The 17,691-nt window shown below is 69.8% G+C and carries 15 protein-coding genes and 1 tRNA gene; 13 read left to right on the top strand and 3 right to left on the bottom strand.

Annotated elements, in window-relative coordinates; genetic code table 11:
• From AC1ROY_RS02990 to AC1ROY_RS02980, 3 genes are read left to right on the top strand one after another with little or no spacing between them, the layout of a single operon-like run.
• On the top strand, positions 1-1,194 hold the full coding sequence (locus tag AC1ROY_RS02990; RefSeq protein WP_493146978.1) for an ABC transporter permease: 1,194 nt from the start codon (positions 1-3) through the stop codon (positions 1,192-1,194).
• Positions 1,191-2,351, top strand: a complete 1,161-nt coding sequence (locus AC1ROY_RS02985; protein WP_493146976.1) for an ABC transporter permease — start codon at positions 1,191-1,193, stop codon at positions 2,349-2,351. The genes AC1ROY_RS02990 and AC1ROY_RS02985 overlap by 4 nt, the downstream gene beginning before the upstream one ends.
• A gap of 39 nt (positions 2,352-2,390) precedes the next feature.
• Positions 2,391-3,914, top strand: a complete 1,524-nt coding sequence (locus AC1ROY_RS02980) for a mechanosensitive ion channel family protein (protein WP_493146974.1) — start codon at positions 2,391-2,393, stop codon at positions 3,912-3,914.
• 12 nt (positions 3,915-3,926) lie between these two features.
• Here AC1ROY_RS02980 and poxB read toward each other — a convergent pair whose 3' ends face one another.
• The 3 genes from poxB to AC1ROY_RS02965 all read right to left on the bottom strand — a co-directional run bounded on the left by poxB (position 3,927) and on the right by AC1ROY_RS02965 (position 7,220).
• Positions 3,927-5,648, bottom strand: a complete 1,722-nt coding sequence (gene poxB / locus AC1ROY_RS02975) for a ubiquinone-dependent pyruvate dehydrogenase (protein ID WP_493146972.1) — start codon at positions 5,646-5,648, stop codon at positions 3,927-3,929.
• Positions 5,645-6,886 carry an MFS transporter gene (locus AC1ROY_RS02970; RefSeq protein ID WP_493146971.1) on the bottom strand — a complete coding sequence of 414 codons (1,242 nt, stop codon included), beginning with the start codon at positions 6,884-6,886 and terminating at the stop codon, positions 5,645-5,647. The genes poxB and AC1ROY_RS02970 overlap by 4 nt, the downstream gene beginning before the upstream one ends.
• Positions 6,887-7,144: 258 nt before the next feature.
• Positions 7,145-7,220: transfer RNA gene (locus tag AC1ROY_RS02965), tRNA-Ala, on the bottom strand.
• A 113-nt stretch (positions 7,221-7,333) separates the two neighbouring features.
• On the opposite strand from AC1ROY_RS02965, the gene AC1ROY_RS02960 reads away from it, so the two are divergent.
• The 10 genes from AC1ROY_RS02960 (at position 7,334) to AC1ROY_RS02915 (ending at position 17,691) form a co-directional block, all read left to right on the top strand.
• Complete coding sequence (locus tag AC1ROY_RS02960; protein ID WP_493146970.1) at positions 7,334-8,041, top strand: CoA transferase subunit A; 708 nt, start codon at positions 7,334-7,336, stop codon at positions 8,039-8,041.
• 83 nt (positions 8,042-8,124) lie between these two features.
• Positions 8,125-8,778: a CoA transferase subunit B gene (locus AC1ROY_RS02955; protein WP_493146969.1), complete on the top strand. Its 654-nt coding sequence runs from the start codon at positions 8,125-8,127 to the stop codon at positions 8,776-8,778.
• A gap of 60 nt (positions 8,779-8,838) precedes the next feature.
• A complete protein-coding gene (locus AC1ROY_RS02950; RefSeq protein ID WP_493146967.1) occupies positions 8,839-10,029 on the top strand; it encodes a GTPase family protein in 1,191 nt (396 codons plus the stop codon).
• Positions 10,026-11,534: a GTPase family protein gene (locus tag AC1ROY_RS02945; protein ID WP_493146966.1), complete on the top strand. Its 1,509-nt coding sequence runs from the start codon at positions 10,026-10,028 to the stop codon at positions 11,532-11,534. Before AC1ROY_RS02950 ends, AC1ROY_RS02945 begins: the two co-directional genes overlap by 4 nt.
• Positions 11,535-11,629: 95 nt before the next feature.
• A complete protein-coding gene (gene atpH, locus AC1ROY_RS02940; RefSeq protein WP_493146965.1) occupies positions 11,630-12,220 on the top strand; it encodes an ATP synthase F1 subunit delta in 591 nt (196 codons plus the stop codon).
• Position 12,221: 1 nt separating this feature from the next.
• Entirely contained in the window at positions 12,222-13,754 is a 1,533-nt protein-coding gene (gene atpA / locus AC1ROY_RS02935) for a F0F1 ATP synthase subunit alpha (RefSeq protein WP_493146964.1), read from the top strand.
• 33 nt (positions 13,755-13,787) lie between these two features.
• Positions 13,788-14,675, top strand: coding sequence for a F0F1 ATP synthase subunit gamma (locus tag AC1ROY_RS02930; RefSeq protein WP_493146963.1), 888 nt, complete (start codon positions 13,788-13,790; stop codon positions 14,673-14,675).
• Positions 14,676-14,702: 27 nt separating this feature from the next.
• Positions 14,703-16,130 carry a F0F1 ATP synthase subunit beta gene (gene atpD / locus AC1ROY_RS02925; RefSeq protein WP_493146961.1) on the top strand — a complete coding sequence of 476 codons (1,428 nt, stop codon included), beginning with the start codon at positions 14,703-14,705 and terminating at the stop codon, positions 16,128-16,130.
• 196 nt (positions 16,131-16,326) lie between these two features.
• Complete coding sequence (locus AC1ROY_RS02920) at positions 16,327-16,737, top strand: F0F1 ATP synthase subunit epsilon (RefSeq protein WP_493146960.1); 411 nt, start codon at positions 16,327-16,329, stop codon at positions 16,735-16,737.
• Between the two features lie 105 nt (positions 16,738-16,842).
• Positions 16,843-17,691: an acyl-ACP desaturase gene (locus AC1ROY_RS02915; protein ID WP_493146959.1), complete on the top strand. Its 849-nt coding sequence runs from the start codon at positions 16,843-16,845 to the stop codon at positions 17,689-17,691.

Genomic DNA, 17,691 nt, shown 5'->3' with positions numbered 1-17,691 from the left:
ATGACGCCGCGCCGCGCGCTGCGTCCCGGCTTCCGGCTGGTCTTCTGGCGCGAGCTGGGGTGGCTGCGCCGCCGCCCCTTCCTGCTGGTGCTGACGACCGTCTCGCCGCTCGCGCTGATGGCGCTGCTGACGGCGGTCTTCAGCGCGGGCCTCGCGACGCGGCTGCCCATCGCCGTGCTGGACCTCGACGGAACGGAGCTCTCCCGCACCGTCATCCGCACGGTGGACGCCACGCCCGACGTCGCCGTCAGCCAGCGCGTGAGCGACCTGGGCGAGGGCCGCGCGATGATCCTCTCGGGACGCGTCCACGGGCTGCTGCTGCTGCCCGTGAACCTGGAGCGCGACGTCACGGCCGGGCGCCGGCCGGAGGTCGTGTTCTTCTACAACACGCAGCGGCTGACCGCGGGCAACCTTGCGCTGCGCGGGGTCAGCAACGCCGTGCCGACCGTCGCCGCGGGCATCCGGATCTCGCTGCGCACCGCGCAGGGCCAGCCCATGGAGGTGGCGCAGTCGGATCTCACGCCCATCCCGGTGCAGACCCATGCGCTGTTCAACCCGACGCTGAACTACGTGCACTTCCTGCTCGCGGCCCTGCTGCCGAGCGTGCTGCAGGTCGTCGTGGTGACGGCGATGGCCTATTCGGTCGGGCTGGACGTCGAGACGCCCCATCGCCTGCACAGCCTGCGGCGGCTCGGCGGTGGGCTCTGGCCGGCGGTGGCGGGCAAGATCCTGCCCTACACCCTGCTCTTCCTGATGGTCCTCGGCCTGTCCGACGCGGTGCTCTTCGGCGTGCTCGGCATGCCCCTGCGCGGGGATCGCGGGCTGCTGCTGCTGGCGGCGCTGCTCTTCATCCTCGCCTGCCAGCTCCTCGGCACGCTGCTGGCCCTGACCCTGCGGCCGATGGGCAGCGCCGTCAGCATCGCCACCCTGCTGACGGCACCGGCCTTCGGCTTCATGGGCATCGGCTTCCCGCGGATCGGCATGAGCGCCTTCGCCCATGGCTGGGGCGCGATCCTGCCAGGGACCTGGTTCCTCACCGCCCGGATCGACCAGACCATCCGCGGCACGCCGCCGGCCCTCTCCGCGCGGCCGCTGCTGATCCTGCTGGCCATCGCCGTCGGGCTGGCCGCCCTCGTCGCGCTCCGGCTGGAGAGCCTGCGGGCCGCGCGGGTGTCGGGCGAGGCGGCCGCGTGAGCGGCATCCTCGCCACCTTCCGGGGCGAGCTCCACCGCATCTTCGCGCTGAAGCCGGTCTTCGCCACGCTCGTCCTCGCGGTGGCGATCTACGCGGCCTTCTACCCGCAGCCCTATCTCAACGAGGCACTGCGCGACGTCCCCATCGCCGTCGTGGACGCCGACAACACGCTCAGCAGCCGCGAGCTGGCCCGCCGCATCGACGCGACGCCGGACGTGGCCGTCGCACTGGTCCTGCCCGACCTGCCCGGCGCCGAGCGCGCGGTCCAGGCGCGCAGCATCCACGGCATCCTGGTGATCCCGCGCGAATTCGAGCGCGACCTGCTGCACGGCCGCTCCGCGCCGGTCGCGCTCTATGCCGATGCCGGCTATTTCCTCATGTACCAGCGCCTCTCTGGCGGCGTGACGGCGGTGGCCCGGACCTTCGGCGCGGAGATGGAGGCGGCGCGGCTGGTCGCGCTCGGCGTCGACCCCGCTCTGGCACTGGCCGCCGGCGACCCGATGCCGCTGACCGCGGTCGCCCTGTTCAACCCGCAGGGCGGCTACGCGACCTATGTGCTGCCGGCCGCTTTCGTGCTGATCCTGCAGCAGACGCTGCTCATCGGCGTGGGGCTGCTCGGCACCCTGCCTCGCCCCTTGGCCGGCGCCTGGGCAGCCGAAGCCTCGCCGGTCGCCACGGTGCTGGGCAAGCTGCTCGCCTATCTCACGATCGAGACGGTGGCCGTGCTGCTCTACCTGGTCGTCCTGCCCTTCCTCTACGGCATCCCGCGGCTTGGTCCGCTGGGGGCGATCCTCTTCGTCGCGCTGCCCTTCGTCCTGGCGGTGGCCGGCCTCGGCCTGGTGGTCGCGGCGGCCTTCCGCCGGCCGCTCGTCGTGCAGCTGGTCTTCGCCGCCGTGGGGCTGCCCTTCTTCTTCCTCGCCGGCTTCGCCTGGCCGGTCGAGTCCATCCCGGAGGCCATCCGCTGGATCGCGCTGCCGGTGCCCAGCTCGACCGCGATCGACGCCCTCGTGCGGGTGTCCCAGCTCGGCGCCCCGCTCCCGGCCGTGCGGGACCAGATCCTGGTGCTCTGGGGGCTGGCCGCCCTCTACGGCACGCTCGCCGTGCTGCTGGAGGCGCGGCGGGGCGGCACACCCGTTCTCGCGCAGGCCCTGGAATAGCGCTTCACTGCGGCTTCACGCCCCTCACGACGAGCCCTGATGTCCGAAGCCTCCACCTTCCTGGCCATGATCGAGGATCCCATCGTCCAGGTCGGCACGCTCGCGGTCGTCGGCGCGCTGCTCACCCATGTCGTCCTGCGGAAGCATCCCCGCCGCCGGCTCTTCGGCCAGGTCGGATTCTTCGTCGCCCTCACCGCCCTGCTGATGTACCACGGCATCGTCCCCTACGAGGCGACCCCGGACGAGACGGACACGCTGCAGCGCGTCTTCATCGGGCTGGCCAAGGTGGTCTGGTGGATCAACGCCACCCTGTCGCTCGCGGGCTTCGTGCGGGTCTTCCTCATCCTGGAAGGGCAACCGCGCGAGGGCCGGCTGATCCAGGACCTCGTCGTCGGCGTCATCTATGTCGGTGCGACCCTGTCGGTCGTGGCCTATGTCTTCTCCTTTCCGGTCGGCACGCTGATCGCGACCTCCGGCGTCTTCGCCATCATCCTCGGCCTCGCCCTGCAGAGCACGCTGAGCGACGTTTTCTCGGGCATCGCGCTGAACATCGGCCGGTCCTACGCCGTGGGCGACTGGATCGTGCTGAGCGACGGCATCGAGGGACGCGTCCTGGAGACCAACTGGCGCGCGACGCATCTGCTCAGCGGCACGAACAACCTGATCGTCCTGCCGAACAGCAGCATGGCCAAGGCGACGCTGACGAACATGAGCCGTCCCGACCCGAGCTATGGGGTCAAGCTTGCCGTGCGGCTGCTGCCCACGGCGGCACCGGCGGTGATCTCGAACGTCATGCGGAGCGTCCTGCTCAGCAGCAATTCCATCCTGACGACACCGCCGTCGCCAGCCGTTCGCGTGAAGTCACTGGATGCACAGGCCGTGGAGATGGAGCTGTCGTTCCGGGTGGCGGATATCGCGGCCGTCGGCCTCGCGAAGAACGAGGTCTTCGACCTGGTCTATCGGCACACCAAGGCCGCCGGGCTGCGCTTCGCCTCTCCCGTCGGCAGCTCGGACGCGCCGGCCCCGGCCGATGCGACGTTGCCCGTGCCGCGCTCCACGCCGGTGCGGCTGCTCGACGCCGTCCCGCTGTTCGGCTCGCTGACCGAGGCCGAGAAGGAGGCGCTGGCCGGAAAGATGTCGCGCCGCGTCTACCGCAAGGGCGAGGTGCTCGTGGAGCAGGGCACCGTCATGACGGTGCTCACGGTGGTGCGCAGCGGCGTGCTCGACGCCACGCGCCGGGAAGGCCAGGCCGAGATCGAGCTGGGCCGGATGGCGCCGGGCGACTGCTTCGGCGAGGCGGGGCTGCTGACGGGCGCCGGCGAGGCCGGGACCGTCCGCGCGCTCACCTTCGTGGTCGTCTATGAGATCGCGAAGGACGCGTTGGCCCGGCTGATGCACGACCGGCCCGGCATCGCCGACGAGCTCGGCGCGATCCTGGCGCAGCGGGCCGAGAAGGAGCGGCACGTGTCGCCGAAGGACGATAATGTCTCGGCCAGTGGATCGGTGGCCTGGCTCACCGCGCGAATCCAGCAGCTGTTCCAGGTTCCGCGCAGCGAGACCTGATGCTCCCGCCGTTCAGCGGGTCAGGTTGACCTTGGCGAGGTCCACCAGCTGGCTGGCGCGGCCATCCATCACGGCCCGGATCATGAAGAGGCCGAAGTCGTGCACGTTCCCGAAGCTGGTCTTCGGCGGCAGGACGAGCTCCTGCCGCGCGCTCACCACGTCGAGCAGGGCGGGGCCGTCATGGGCGAGGACCTCGGCCAGCGCCGGTTGCAGGTCCTGGGGCCGCTCCACGCGGATCCCCTTGATGCCCATGGCCTGGGCCATGGCGGCGAAGTCGGGATTCTTCAGCTCGCATCCCGTGTCCAGGAAGCCGCCGGCCTTCATCTCGATCTCGACGAAGCCGAGCGTGCCGTTGTTCAGCACGATGACCTTGATGGGCAGCCCCATCTGCGTGAGCGTGATGAAGTCGCCCATCATCATGGTGAAGCCGCCGTCGCCCGAGAGCGAGACGACCTGCCGGCCCGGGAAGGCCGATTGCGCGCCGATGGCCTGCAGCATCGCATTCGCCATGGAGCCGTGGTTGAACGAGCCCAGCAGCCGCCGCCGGCCGTTCATCTTCAGGTAGCGCGCGGCCCAGACCGTGGGCGTGCCGACGTCGCAGGTGAAGACGGCATCCTCGCTCGCGAGCTCGCTGACCAGCCGCGCCAGGTACTGGGGATGGATGATGGTGCTGTTCGGCCCGCTCTCCGCCAGCGCGTCGAGGTCCCGCCGGGATTTCGCGTAGTGCGCGACCGCGCGGTCGAGATGCCCGCGATCGGTCTTGGCGACCAGGTCGGGCATCACGGCGCTCAGCGTCTCGCGGACGTCGCCCAGCACGCCCAGCGCCAGCGGGCAGCGGTTGCCCAGGGCCTCGGGACGGATGTCGATCTGCACGACGCGCGCGTCCTTCGGGTAGAACTGCCGATAGGGAAAGCCCGTGCCCAGCATGACCAGCGTGTCGCACGCCTTCATCGCTGCGTAGCCGGAGGCGAAGCCGATGAGGCCCGTCATGCCCACGTCGTAGGGGTTGTCGTATTCGACGTGTTCCTTGCCGCGCAGCGCATGGACGATCGGCGCCTTCAGCACCTCCGCGAGCGCGAGCACCTCGGCATGGGCGCCGGCGCATCCGGCGCCGCAGAGCAGCGTGACGTCGCGGCCGGCATTGAGGATGGCGGCGAGCTTCCGCAGCTCGTCCGCGGCCGGGCGGACGATCGGCGGGGCGGGCGCGAACCAGGCCGGCGGCACGGTGTCCAGCGGCTTCAGCGCGACGTCGCCGGGAATGACGACCACGGCCACGCCTTTCCGCGCGATCGCCACGCGCATCGCGCGCTGGAGGACCTGCGGCAGGAGCTGCGGGTTGGAGACCAGCTCGACGTAATGGCTGCACTCCTGGAACAGCGTCTCCGGGTGGGTCGCCTGGAAGTAGTCGATGCCGATCTCGCTGCTCGGGATATGCGCGGCGATGGCCAGCACCGGCGCCCCGCTGCGGTGGCAGTCGAAGAGGCCGTTGATGAGGTGGAGGTTCCCCGGCCCGCAGCTTCCCGCGCAGACGGCGAGCCGGCCGGTGAGCTGCGCCTCGGCGCCCGCCGCGAAGGCCGCGGATTCCTCGTTGCGGACATGCACCCAGTCGACCTTCCCGCGCCGCCGCAGGCTGTCGGTGAAGCCGTTCAGGGAATCCCCGACGACGCCGTAGATGCGTTTCACGCCCGCCTGTTCGAGGGTCGCGGCGAGGAAGTCGGCGGCGGTCTCGGTCATGGGCTTCGTCCTTGCATGGAAGATGTCGTTCCGGCGCGCCGGGTTCCGGTCTCGCGCAGGAAGGTCATGAGCAGCAGGGCGAGGGCAACGGACACGAACCAGAAGGACCCCGCCTGCCGGAAGTGTGCCGCCGGATCGCCCTCGCCGGCCAGGGTGCTCGCGAAGAGCGCAGCGAAGACCGGACCGGCCAGGGCTGTCACGCCGAAATTGATGAAATTGATGGCGCCCGTGGCGCTGCCCTTGGCGTGGTCGGGATTGGCTTCCTTGATGATCGTGTAGGGGATCATCGCCGCGCCCGAGGCGGCGCCGATCCCGAAGAGCGTCACCCCGGCGGGCAGCAGGCCCGGGAGGAAGCTCAGCTGCAGGATCGCGGCCAGCATGACCAGCGCGCCGGCGGCCAGGGCCGGCTTGCGCAGCCCGTTGCGGTCGGCGAGCCAGCCCATGAGCGGGCAGCCCACCGCCCAGCCGAGCGGGACGAGGGAGGCGGCGCGCACGGCCTCCCCATAGGCGAAGTTCCGGTCGATCTGGAAGAAGGCGACGCCCCAGGTCATGGCGCCGATCGTGGTGGGCGCGAAGAGCAGCCCCGCGATCAGGCCGCAGAGATAGGATTGCGGGTTGCTCAGCACGATCCGGTAGGGCGCCAGGAGGCTGCCGCGGCCCCCCTCGGCGGAGGATCGCGCCGGCGTGACGAGCAGCAGCGCCGCGGCCACCGCGAGGCTCGCGATCCCGATGGCGAGCCAGACCAGCTTCCAGTCGAAGCCCGCCTGCAGCAGGGGGCCCACGACGAACTGTCCGGCCGATCCGCCCAGCATGCCCAGGCACTGCGTCACGCCGATCGCGGTCGCCAGCGAGGCGGCGGAGAAGCCGCGGGAGGCGAGGTAGACGGCGCCGGTAAAGGCGAAGGCCGATCCCGCGCCCTGCAGCAGCCGGGCCAGGTAGGCGGATTGCGCGCTGTCCAGGACGAAGAGGAGACAGCCGGCGCCCATGATGAGCGAGCCGAGCGGAACCACGTATTTCGCTCCGGCGCGATCCAGCGCCAGGCCGGCGACGAGACTCGTCAGGGCGTAGGTGTGGTAGTAGCTGCCCAGGATGCTGCCGACGCCCACGCTCGAGCGCGCGAAGGCCTGCTCCAGCTGCGGGATCATGACGGCGGGCGCGGATCGCGTCGCATATTCCAGAACGTAGAAGAGCAGGGCCATGCCCCATGCCATCACGTAGGCACGGCTGTCTTTGCTCATGGGTCGGTCATGATCCGGCGAGTGGGGCTGGGGCCGTGCGTCGTCCCCGAGGCGAGGACCAACGCCAACTACCGCCCGGAGCCGGAGGGATGGAGTGAGGGGCCTGGAGCTTACGGTGAGTTGGCGTGAGGCGCCGCCGCGCCTGGGGAGGAAGCCGGCGAAGGGCGGCGGGCGACCTTCGGGCCTGGCCAAAGCCGTGTCAGGCCAGCGGACCGCGCCCAAGGGCAGCGGCCGGACTCTAGAATTCTAAGGAAACCCTGGTGGAGCCAGGCGGAATCGAACCGCCGACCTCTTGAATGCCATTCAAGCGCTCTACCAACTGAGCTATGGCCCCCCGGGGAGGCGGCCGTATAGCCGCGCTCCAGCGCCCCCGCAATCCCCACCTCCGCACTTTCGCGAAGCCCGCGGCGCGGGTAGCTTCCCGGGCACCGATCGAGGGGACGATTTATGCCGAAGAAGGTCTATCCGGATGCCACGGCCGCGCTGGCCGGGCTGCTGAAGGACGGGATGGTCATCCATTCCGGCGGCTTCGGCCTGTGCGGCATCCCCTCCGCCCTGATCGAGGCGGTCAAGGAATCCGGCGTGAAGGACCTCACGGTCGTCTCCAACAATGCCGGCATCGACGATGTGGGCCTCGGCAAGCTGCTCCGCACCCGCCAGATCAGGAAGATGATCGCGAGCTATGTCGGCGAGAACGCCGAGTTCGCCCGCCAGTTCCTGGCTGGCGAGCTCGAGATCGAGTTCAATCCCCAGGGCACGCTGGCCGAGCGCATCCGCGCCGGCGGCGCCGGCATCCCGGCCTTCTTCACCAAGACGGGCGTCGGCACGGCGGTCGCCGAGGGCAAGCCCACCCAGGTCTTCGACGGCGAGACCTTTGTCATGGAGCGTGGCATCGTGGCCGATATCGCGCTCGTCCATGCCTGGAAGGGCGACACCGAGGGCAACCTCGTCTACCGGCGCACGGCGCGGAACTTCAACCCGATGATGGCGACGGCCGCGAAGATGACCGTCGCGCAGGTGGAGCACCTGGTGCCGGTCGGCGAGATCGACCCTGACCACATCATCACCCCCGGCGTCTTCGTGAAGCGCATCGTCGCGCTGCCCGAGGGATACGAGAAGCTCATCGAGAACCGCACCGTGCGGAAAGCGGCGTGATTTTACGCCCTCAAACGCCGGGCGCGGCGCGCCGGCCGCGTTGCGGCCGGACATCCCCTTCCTTCGACCAAGGAATCTGACCCATGCCCTGGAACCGCGACCAGATGGCCGCCCGCGCCGCCCGCGAGCTGGAGGACGGCTTCTACGTCAATCTCGGCATCGGCATTCCGACGCTGGTGGCCAACCACATCCCCGAAGGCATCTCCGTCCAGCTGCAGAGCGAGAACGGCATGCTCGGCATCGGCCCCTTCCCGGTGGAGGGCGAGGAGGATGCGGACGTCATCAACGCCGGCAAGCAGACCGTCTCCATGCTGCCGACGACCAGCATCTTCAGCAGCGCCGACAGCTTCGCCATGATCCGCGGCGGGCATATCGACCTGTCGATCCTCGGCGCGCTCCAGGTGGCCCAGAACGGCGACCTCGCGAACTGGATGATCCCGGGCAAGATGGTGAAGGGCATGGGCGGCGCCATGGACCTCGTGGCCGGCGTGAAGAAGGTCGTGGTGCTGATGGAGCACACGGCCAAGGGCGACGAGCACAAGCTGCTGAAGACATGCGCGCTGCCGCTGACCGGCTCGCGCGTGGTGGACATGGTCGTGACGGAGCTCGCCGTCTTCACCATCGACCGCCGCGGCGACGAGGGCATGGTCCTGATCGAGCTGGCTCCCGAGGTGACGCTGGACGAGGTGAAGGCCAAGACCGGCGCCGAATTCCGGGTCGCGCTCTCCAACGCCTGACGCGACCGGAACCGTCCCGAGGGGTTGTAGTGGCTGAAATGCAACGGAAACCCCTCTAGCATGTTCGCGCCCTCCGGCCTCCGACGGCTGGGCCAGCTCTGGTCCGAGGTGAAGGCGGCGCTCTTCGCCACGGATCTCGATGCCTCCCAGAAGGAGCTCCGGGCCCAGGCCCGCTCCGCCGCGCCGGTCATCTGGCTGATCGGCAAGACCGGGGCGGGGAAGACGGCCATCGTCTCGGCGCTGACCGGCGACCCGCGGGCCGAGATCGGCGAGGGCTACCAGCCCTGCACCCGCCAGGCGGCCTTCTACGACGTGCCGGAGGAGGCGCCCTTCCTCCGCTTCCTCGACACGCGCGGGCTGGAGGAGGCGGGCTACGACCCCGCCGAGGACATCGCCTGGTGCGAGGCGCAGGCGCATCTCCTCCTCGCCGTCATGCAGGTGGACGACCCCGCGCAGGAGCCGGTGATGAAGGTGCTGCGGCAGGCCCGGCGCCGCCATCCGGACTGGCCGCTGGTGGTCGCGCAGACCGGCCTGCACCGCCGCTACCGCCCCGGCACGGGCCATCCCGAGACCTTCGACGAAGCCGCTCTCCCCGAATCCCTGGCCGATGCGCTTGCTTATCAGCGCGGCCTTTGCCGAGGCCTGCCGGGCGAGGATCCGCCGGTCTTCGTCCCCCTCGACTTCACCCAGGCGGGCGACGGCTTCGAGCCCCAGGCCTATCGGCTGGAGGCGCTGGACGCCGCCCTGGAATCCGTTCTGCCCGACGCGCTCGACGCCCTGCACGCCGCCCGCGCCGACGAGGGCAATGACGGCCGCCAGAAGGCCGCCCGCCGCACGGTCTACGCCTATGTCGCCCTGGCCGCCGCGGCCGGGGCCGTGCCCATCCCGCTGGCCGGCATGGCCGGGCTCGCGGCCATGCAGGGCGCCATGCTGAACCGCCTCGCCCGGCGCTACGAGGTGGAGTGGACGCCGAGCCTCTTCGGCGCCTTCGCCGGCAGCCTGGGCGTCGGCACCATCGGCTGGTTCGGCGCCCGCTACCTGGTGGCCGAGGCGGTGAAGCTCGTCCCGGTGCTGGGCACCGCGGCCGGCATGGCGCTCAACGCCGGCACCGCCGCCGCCTTCACCGCCGGCACCGGCGAGGCCGCGCTGGTGTTTCTTCGCGCGACCCGCGCCGGCCAGTCCGTCCCGCCCGAGGAGGTCCGGCAGGCCTATCGCGACGCCTTCCGCGCCTGGCGCGCGCGCCGGACATGACCTGGGCCCGGCGCCACTGGCTGGAGCTGACCCTGGCCGTGCTGCTGGCGCTGCCCTGGCTCTCGCTCTTCGGCCTCGGGCTGCTCTGGCTCTGGCAGAACCACCGCGTGCTGGAATGGGCGGTGGCCGCCGCCGCGCTGGGCCTGATCGGCTGGCCGATCCGCGTGCTGCTGCGCCGCCGGGCCCAGGCCCGCGCCGCCGCGCTGCTGGCCGGCGAGGACCGTCCCGAATCCGGCTGGAACACCGAGGAGGCCGAGGCCTGGGCCAAGGTCGTGAAATTCGCCGAGGAGGCCAAGCCGCTCGACTTCGACGCGCTGGAACGGGCCGAGGAGCTGTCCCGCCAGACCGTCGTGCTCGTGGCCGCCCATTTCCATCCCGGCCGGACGGATCCGATGGCCCGCGTCACCCTGCCCGAGGCCCTGCTGGTGACCGAGCAGGTGGCGCACCGGCTGCGGCAATGGGTGATCCAGCTGCCCGGCTCCTCGCGCATCCGCATCAGCGACGCGCTCTGGTTGCAGCGGCTGGTGGACCGCTACGGCTCGGCGGCGCAGATGGCCTATGACGTGGGCGAGACGCTCTACCGGGTGGCCCGCGCCGCCGCGAATCCGGTCCAGGCTGTCGCCCAGGAGGGCCAGCGGCTGGCCTTCGGCGCCACGGGCGGCTTCCTGGGCAACAACCTCAGGCGCGCCGCCACGGCCAAGCTCATCCACGAGACGGGCCGCGCCGCCATCGACCTCTATTCCGGCCGGCTCCGGCTCTCCTCGATCGAGCTGGCCGAGTTGGCCCGCGCCGATGCAGCCGCTGCCGCGCCCGAGGCGCCGCCGCGCCTGCTCCTCGTCGGGCAGGCGAATGCGGGAAAGACCTCGCTGCTGAACGCCCTGGCGGGCGCCGCCCGCGCCCATGTCGGTGCCCTGCCGAGCGAGGGGCCGGTGCGCGAGCACCTCGTCACGGTCGAGGGCCGGCCAGCGCTGAACATCGCCGACATGCCGCCGCTCGCCGACCCGAAGCGCTTCCTCCGCGAGGCCGAGCGCGCCGACATGATCCTCTGGGTCGCCTCCGCCACCCAGCCGGGGCGCCAGGCCGACGTCGCCGCGCTGGAGGCGCTGCGGAACTGGGCCGGCGAGCAGCGCAGCCGCCGCCCGCCGCCGCTCCTGGCCGCCATGACCCATGCCGACCTGCTGCGCCCCGCCGCCGAATGGTCGCCGCCCTACGACATCGGGAAGCCCGCCGGCCCCAAGGCGCGCAGCATCCAGGCCGCGCGCGATGCCGTGGCCGGCACGCTCCTGCTGCCGGCGGAGGCGGTCATCCCGGTGGCGCTGCCGGAGGGCGCGCCAGCCTGGAACCTCGACCGGCTCTGGGAGCGCGTGGTCGCCGAGCTGGATTCCGCGCGCCGGGCCCGCAACGAGCGACTGCTGGACGAGGGCGCGAGCCCCTCCGCGCTGGTCGAGGCAAACCGGGCCCTGCGCGGCGGATGGAGTCTTCTGAAATCGGCGGTGAAACAGTAGGCTCCGCTTGGTTGCCGTGTCTTCATGCGTGTGATAGAGCCGCCTCGCTTTGCCAGGGAAAGCCCTGGCTGAAACCTTTGAACCGGGACAGCAAGGTGGCCGTCGAGACCATTTCCCCGAACGCGCCCCAGGCTGGCGGCGTCGCCGAGCGTTACGCCCTGGCCCTGCTGGGCCTGGCGGACGACGCGAGGCAGACCGATCCCGGCGCGCTCGACCGCATTGCGACCGATGTCGACGGCCTCGCCACCCTCCATCGCGACGATGCCGCGTTCCGTGCCTTCATCGCCGATCCCCGCCGCGGCTCGGCCGAGCAGCAGAAGATGCTGACGGCCATCCTGCAATCCGTCGGCATCGGCGACGAGGTCCGCAAGCTGGTGGGCGTGCTCATCGCCAACCGCCGGCTGAATATGCTGCCTTCCGTGGCCGCCGCCTTCGGCGCCAAGCTCGCCGAGCGCCGCGGCCAGCAGGTCGCGCACGTGACCACCGCCTTCCCGCTCACCGACACGCAGCGCGCCCAGATCGTCGCGCGGCTGACGGAGAGCGGCATTTCCGGCGTCAAGCTGGTCGAGATGCTGGACCCGACCATCCTGGGCGGGCTGATCGTGCGGATCGGCTCGCGCCTCTACGACAACAGCCTCAAGTCCAAACTGCAGCGCATGCAATTCGCCATGAAGGGAGCCGCCTGAGATGGAAATCCGTCCGGCCGAGATTTCGGAGATCCTGAAGCAGCAGATCGCGGGCTTCGACGCGGATGCCAACGTGGCCGAGGTCGGCACCGTGCTGACGGTCGGTGACGGCATCGCGCGCGTCTACGGCCTGCAGAACGTGATGGCCGGCGAGCTGGTGGACTTCCCCGCTTCCGGCGTGAAGGGCATGGCCCTGAACCTCGAGACCGACAATGTCGGCGTCGTGATCTTCGGCTCGGACCTGAACGTCCGCGAGGGCGACACGGTCAGCCGCACCGGCTCCATCGTGGACGTGCCGGTCGGCAAGGGCCTGCTCGGCCGCGTGGTCGACGGCCTCGGCAACCCGATCGACGGCAAGGGCCCGCTCACCGACGTCGTGCGCATGCGCGCCGAGGTGAAGGCGCCCGGCATCATCCCGCGCAAGTCGGTGCATGAGCCGATGCAGACGGGCATCAAGGCGATCGACGCGCTGATCCCCATCGGCCGCGGCCAGCGCGAGCTGATCATCGGCGACCGCCAGACCGGCAAGACCGCCGTGATCGTGGACACCATCCTCAACCAGAAGACGATCAACTCCGGCGACGACGAGAGCAAGAAGCTCTACTGCATCTACGTCGCCATCGGCCAGAAGCGCTCCACCGTCGCCCAGCTCGTGAAGACTCTGGAAGAGAACGGCGCGCTGGAATACTCGATCATCGTCGCCGCCACGGCCTCCGATCCGGCGCCGATGCAGTTCCTGGCGCCCTACACCGGCTGCGCCATGGGCGAGTTCTTCCGCGACAGCGGCAAGCACGCGGTCATCTTCTACGACGATCTCTCCAAGCAGGCCGTCGCCTACCGCCAGATGTCGCTGCTGCTGCGCCGCCCGCCGGGCCGCGAGGCCTATCCGGGCGACGTGTTCTATCTCCACTCGCGCCTGCTGGAGCGCGCGGCGAAGATGAACGACGATTTCGGCGCGGGCTCGCTGACGGCGCTGCCGGTCATCGAGACGCAGGCCGGCGACGTGTCCGCCTACATCCCGACCAACGTGATCTCGATCACCGACGGCCAGATCTTCCTGGAGACGGAGCTCTTCTTCAAGGGCATCCGCCCCGCCGTGAACGTCGGCCTCTCGGTCTCGCGCGTCGGTTCCGCCGCGCAGATCAAGGCGATGAAGCAGGTGGCCGGCAAGATCAAGCTGGAGCTCGCGCAGTACCGCGAGATGGCGGCCTTCGCGCAGTTCTCCTCGGACCTCGACGCCTCGACCCAGGCGCTGCTCAACCGCGGCGCCCGCCTGACGGAGCTGCTGAAGCAGCCCCAGTTCAAGCCGGTCGCGGTCGAGGACCAGGTGGTGGCGATCTTCGCCGGCACGCGCGGCTACCTCGACAAGCTGCCCCTGAACAAGGTCGGCGAGTTCGAGTCGCGCCTGCTGGGCGAGCTGAAGGCGAGCGCGCCGGACATCGTGGCAAGCATCCGCACCGATCGCGAGATCAAGAAGGATGTCGAGGCCAAGCTGGTCGCCTTCCTCGACAGCTTCGCCAAGTCCTTCGCCTGAACACACTGACAGACCCGGCGGAGACCCACTGAGATGGCGACCCTGAAGAGCCTGCGCCTGCGGATCAACAGCGTGAAGTCCACGCGGAAGATCACGCAGGCCATGAAGATGGTGGCCGCCGCCAAGCTCCGCCGTGCCCAGTCCCAGGCCGAGGCCGCCCGCCCCTATGCGGAGCGGATGGAGCGCATGCTCGCCTCGCTCGGCGCCTCGGTGGTCGGCAGCCCTGACGCGCCGAAGATGCTGGTCGGCACGGGCGGGGACAAGGTCCACCTGCTCATCGTCGTCACGGCCGATCGCGGCCTGGCCGGCGCCTTCAACACCAATGTCGGCCGCTTTGCCCGGACCCGCGTCCGCGCGCTTGAGGCTGAGGGCAAGACGGTCAAGATCCTGACCGTCGGCCGCAAGGGCGCGGCCTATCTGAAGCGCGAGCTGGCAAGCCGGATCATCGGCGAGATCAGCTTCGCCGGGAAGAAGCGCATCGGCTTCGAGGACGCGGCCGAGATCGCCGCGCGGGCCACCGAGATGCTGGAGGAGGGCGCCTTCGACGTCTGCTCCCTCATCTACAACCGCTTCAAGAACGTGATCAGCCAGACGCCGGTCGAGCAGCAGCTCATCCCGGCGCCGATGCCCGAGGTGATCCAGGCTTCGCCGAGCGAAGGCGCGCCGGCCCTCTACGAGTTCGAGCCGACCGAGGAGGAGATCCTCGCGAAGCTGCTGCCGCAGAACCTGGCCATCCAGGTCTATCGCGCGCTGCTCGAATCGGCGGCCGGCGAGCAGGGCAGCCGCATGACGGCCATGGACAACGCCACGCGCAATGCGGGCGAGATGATCAACAAGCTGACGCTGAACTACAACCGTACGCGCCAGGCCAACATCACCCGCGAGCTGATCGAGATCATCTCGGGTGCCGAAGCCCTCTAAGCGCCGCATGACGAAGGAATCCGGGCGATGAAGAACAATGTCGGTCAGGTGACGCAGGTGCTCGGCGCCGTGGTGGACGTGCAGTTCCCCGCCGAGCTGCCCTCCATCATGAACGCGCTGACGCTGCAGATCGGCGAGCAGAAGCTCGTCCTCGAAGTGGCGCAGCACCTGGGCGAGCGCACGGTGCGCTGCATCGCCATGGACACCACGGACGGCTTGGTTCGCGGCACGGAAGTGACCGACACGGGCAAGGGCATCATGGTCCCCGTCGGCCCCGGCACGCTGGGCCGCATCCTGAACGTCATCGGCGAGCCGATCGACGAGCGCGGCCCGGTCACGGCCGCGATGTACTACCCGATCCACCGCGAGGCGCCCTCCTTCGAGGAGCAGGCGACATCGGCGGAGATCCTGGTCACCGGCATCAAGGTCATCGACCTGCTGGCTCCCTACATCAAGGGCGGCAAGATCGGCCTCTTCGGCGGCGCCGGCGTGGGCAAGACCGTGACCATCCAGGAGCTGATCAACAACATCGCCAAGGGCCATGGCGGCGTGTCCGTCTTCGCCGGCGTCGGCGAGCGCACCCGCGAGGGCAACGACCTCTACCACGAGATGGTGGATGCCGGCGTCATCAAGCTGGGCGAGGGCACGACCGACGGCTCCAAGGTGGCGCTGGTCTACGGCCAGATGAACGAGCCGCCGGGCGCCCGCGCGCGCGTGGCGCTGTCGGGCCTGTCGATCGCCGAGTACTTCCGCGACGAGCAGGGCCAGGACGTGCTCTTTTTCATCGACAACATCTTCCGCTTCACCCAGGCGGGCGCGGAAGTGTCCGCGCTGCTGGGCCGCATCCCCTCGGCCGTGGGCTATCAGCCGACGCTGTCGACGGACATGGGCGCCCTGCAGGAGCGCATCACCTCCACGAAGAAGGGCTCGATCACCTCGGTGCAGGCCATCTACGTGCCCGCCGACGACTTGACCGATCCGGCCCCCGCGACCTCCTTCGCGCACCTTGACGCCACGACGACGCTGAACCGCTCGATCGCCGAGCTGGGCATCTTCCCGGCCGTGGATCCGCTCGACTCCACCTCGCGCGCCATGGACCCCCGCGTGGTCGGCAACGACCACTACAACACGGCCCGCGAGGTCCAGAAGATCCTGCAGACCTACAAGTCGCTGCAGGACATCATCGCCATCCTGGGCATGGACGAGCTCTCGGAAGAGGACAAGCTGGTCGTGGCGCGCGCGCGCAAGCTGCAGCGCTTCCTCAGCCAGCCCTTCCACGTGGCTGAGGTCTTCACCGGCACGCCGGGCGTCTTCGTGAAGCTCGAGGACACGATCCGCAGCTTCGCCGCGATCTGCGCCGGCGAGTACGATCACCTTCCCGAGGCCGCCTTCTACATGGTCGGCACCGTGGAAGAGGCTGTTAAGAAGGCGGAGACCTTGAAGCAGGCCGCCTAACAGCCTCTTCCACGGTTTGTTTTTGCGCCCTCAGGCGCCGGGCGCTCGCTCCGCTCGCTAGGCTACGCCGCGCCATTGGTGCGCCAGGCCAGAAGGTGGAGTGGGCGGCGCCGGCCGCATTCGCGGCCGGATGGATGTAAAGTTGGCGATAAGCGGGGACGGTCCCGCTGGTCGCTGGGACTGACGGGGAACTCGCATGGCCACCTTCCAACTCGAACTGGTCTCGCCGGAAAAGCTGCTCCTCTCCCGTCAGGTGGAGATGGTCGTCATCCCCGCCGCCGAGGGCGAGATGGGCGTGCTGCCCGGCCATGCGCCGATGATCGTGGCCCTGCGCGGCGGCGTCATCCGGGTGATCGAAGGCGGCAAGGACGCCGAGCGCCTCTTCGTCGCCGGAGGCTTCGCCGAGGTGACGCCGGAGCGCGTGACCGTCCTCGCCGATGAGGCCACCCCGGTCGCCGAGCTGTCCAAGGCCGAGGCCGAGCGGCGCATCGCCGAGGCCGACGCGGCTTACAATGCGGCAACCCTGGAATCGCCGGAGCGCCGTGATGCGGCGATGGCGAAGCTGCTTGCGATGCGGGCCATGCTCGATTCCGCCGAAGCCGCTTGAAAATCCAATCTTCTTCCCGCATTTCTGCAAAGCGGGATAAGGGATCGTGATCGTCCGGGGCCGAATCGGCCCGGGGCGTGAGTCGCGCTCCCAAAAGTTGGTGGCATGAAGCACTGGACGATCGAGCAGGTGGCCTGGGACCGCTTCGACCCCTCCAAGGTCGATCCCGAGGTCGTACCCCTCGTTAAGGCCGCGGCCATGGTCGAGCGCAACGGCGACGACTACGCCCTCTACCTCAAGAGCGTCTTCCGCGACGATCCGGACTTCGCCCAGGCCGCCGACCACTGGGCCGTCGAGGAGGTCCAGCACGGCGACGCGCTCGGCCGCTGGGCCAGCCTCGCCGATCCCTCCTTCGAATACATGCCCGCCTTCGAGAAGTACCGGACCGGCTACACCATCGACGTGAAGGCCGACGCCTCGATCCGCGGCTCCCGCACCGGCGAGCTCATCGCCCGCTGCATGGTCGAGACCGGCACCTCCAGCTACTACACCGCCCTCGGCGAGGCCTCGGAAGAGCCGGTGCTGAAGGAGATCTGCCGCCTCATCGCGGCCGACGAGTACCGGCATTTCAAGCTCTTCTACGACCACATGAAGCGATATCTGGCGCGGGAGAATCTCTCCGTCGCCAAGCGCCTGCGCGTCGCCATGGGCCGGATCGGGGAGAGCGAGGACGACGAGCTCGCCTTCGCCTTCCACTGCAGCAACGATGGGCCCGGCGTGCCCTATGAGCACGATCGCTGCTCCGCCGGCTATATGGGCCGGGCGATGAGTTATTACCGCTTCCGCCACATCGAGCGGAGCACGAGCATGATCTTCAAGTCGGTCGGGCTCGATCCGCATGGCCGCATGGCCTATGTCGCCGCGCGCTTCGGCTGGCGGCTGCTCTGCTGGAAGCGGGACAAGTTCTTCCGCATGCTGGCTGCCCAGGGCGCGCCCGTCCGGCAAGCCGCCTGA

Source organism: Roseococcus sp. GW821-FHT12F05, from assembly GCF_058806835.1.
Note: the sequence above shows the minus strand (reverse complement) of the source record. Positions and strands in the feature narration are given on the sequence as shown.

Bases quoted from the DNA above. Each gene is read 5' to 3' on its own strand.
- AC1ROY_RS02990 (WP_493146978.1), top strand. From the start codon at position 1: ATGACGCCGCGCCGCGCGCTGCGTCCCGGCTTCCGGCTGGTCTTCTGG.
- AC1ROY_RS02980 (WP_493146974.1), top strand. From the start codon at position 2,391: ATGTCCGAAGCCTCCACCTTCCTGGCCATGATCGAGGATCCCATCGTC.
- poxB (WP_493146972.1), bottom strand. From the start codon at position 5,648: ATGACCGAGACCGCCGCCGACTTCCTCGCCGCGACCCTCGAACAGGCG.
- AC1ROY_RS02970 (WP_493146971.1), bottom strand. From the start codon at position 6,886: ATGAGCAAAGACAGCCGTGCCTACGTGATGGCATGGGGCATGGCCCTG.
- AC1ROY_RS02960 (WP_493146970.1), top strand. From the start codon at position 7,334: ATGCCGAAGAAGGTCTATCCGGATGCCACGGCCGCGCTGGCCGGGCTG.
- AC1ROY_RS02955 (WP_493146969.1), top strand. From the start codon at position 8,125: ATGCCCTGGAACCGCGACCAGATGGCCGCCCGCGCCGCCCGCGAGCTG.
- AC1ROY_RS02950 (WP_493146967.1), top strand. From the start codon at position 8,839: ATGTTCGCGCCCTCCGGCCTCCGACGGCTGGGCCAGCTCTGGTCCGAG.
- AC1ROY_RS02945 (WP_493146966.1), top strand. From the start codon at position 10,026: ATGACCTGGGCCCGGCGCCACTGGCTGGAGCTGACCCTGGCCGTGCTG.
- atpA (WP_493146964.1), top strand. From the start codon at position 12,222: ATGGAAATCCGTCCGGCCGAGATTTCGGAGATCCTGAAGCAGCAGATC.
- AC1ROY_RS02930 (WP_493146963.1), top strand. From the start codon at position 13,788: ATGGCGACCCTGAAGAGCCTGCGCCTGCGGATCAACAGCGTGAAGTCC.
- atpD (WP_493146961.1), top strand. From the start codon at position 14,703: ATGAAGAACAATGTCGGTCAGGTGACGCAGGTGCTCGGCGCCGTGGTG.
- AC1ROY_RS02920 (WP_493146960.1), top strand. From the start codon at position 16,327: ATGGCCACCTTCCAACTCGAACTGGTCTCGCCGGAAAAGCTGCTCCTC.
- AC1ROY_RS02915 (WP_493146959.1), top strand. From the start codon at position 16,843: ATGAAGCACTGGACGATCGAGCAGGTGGCCTGGGACCGCTTCGACCCC.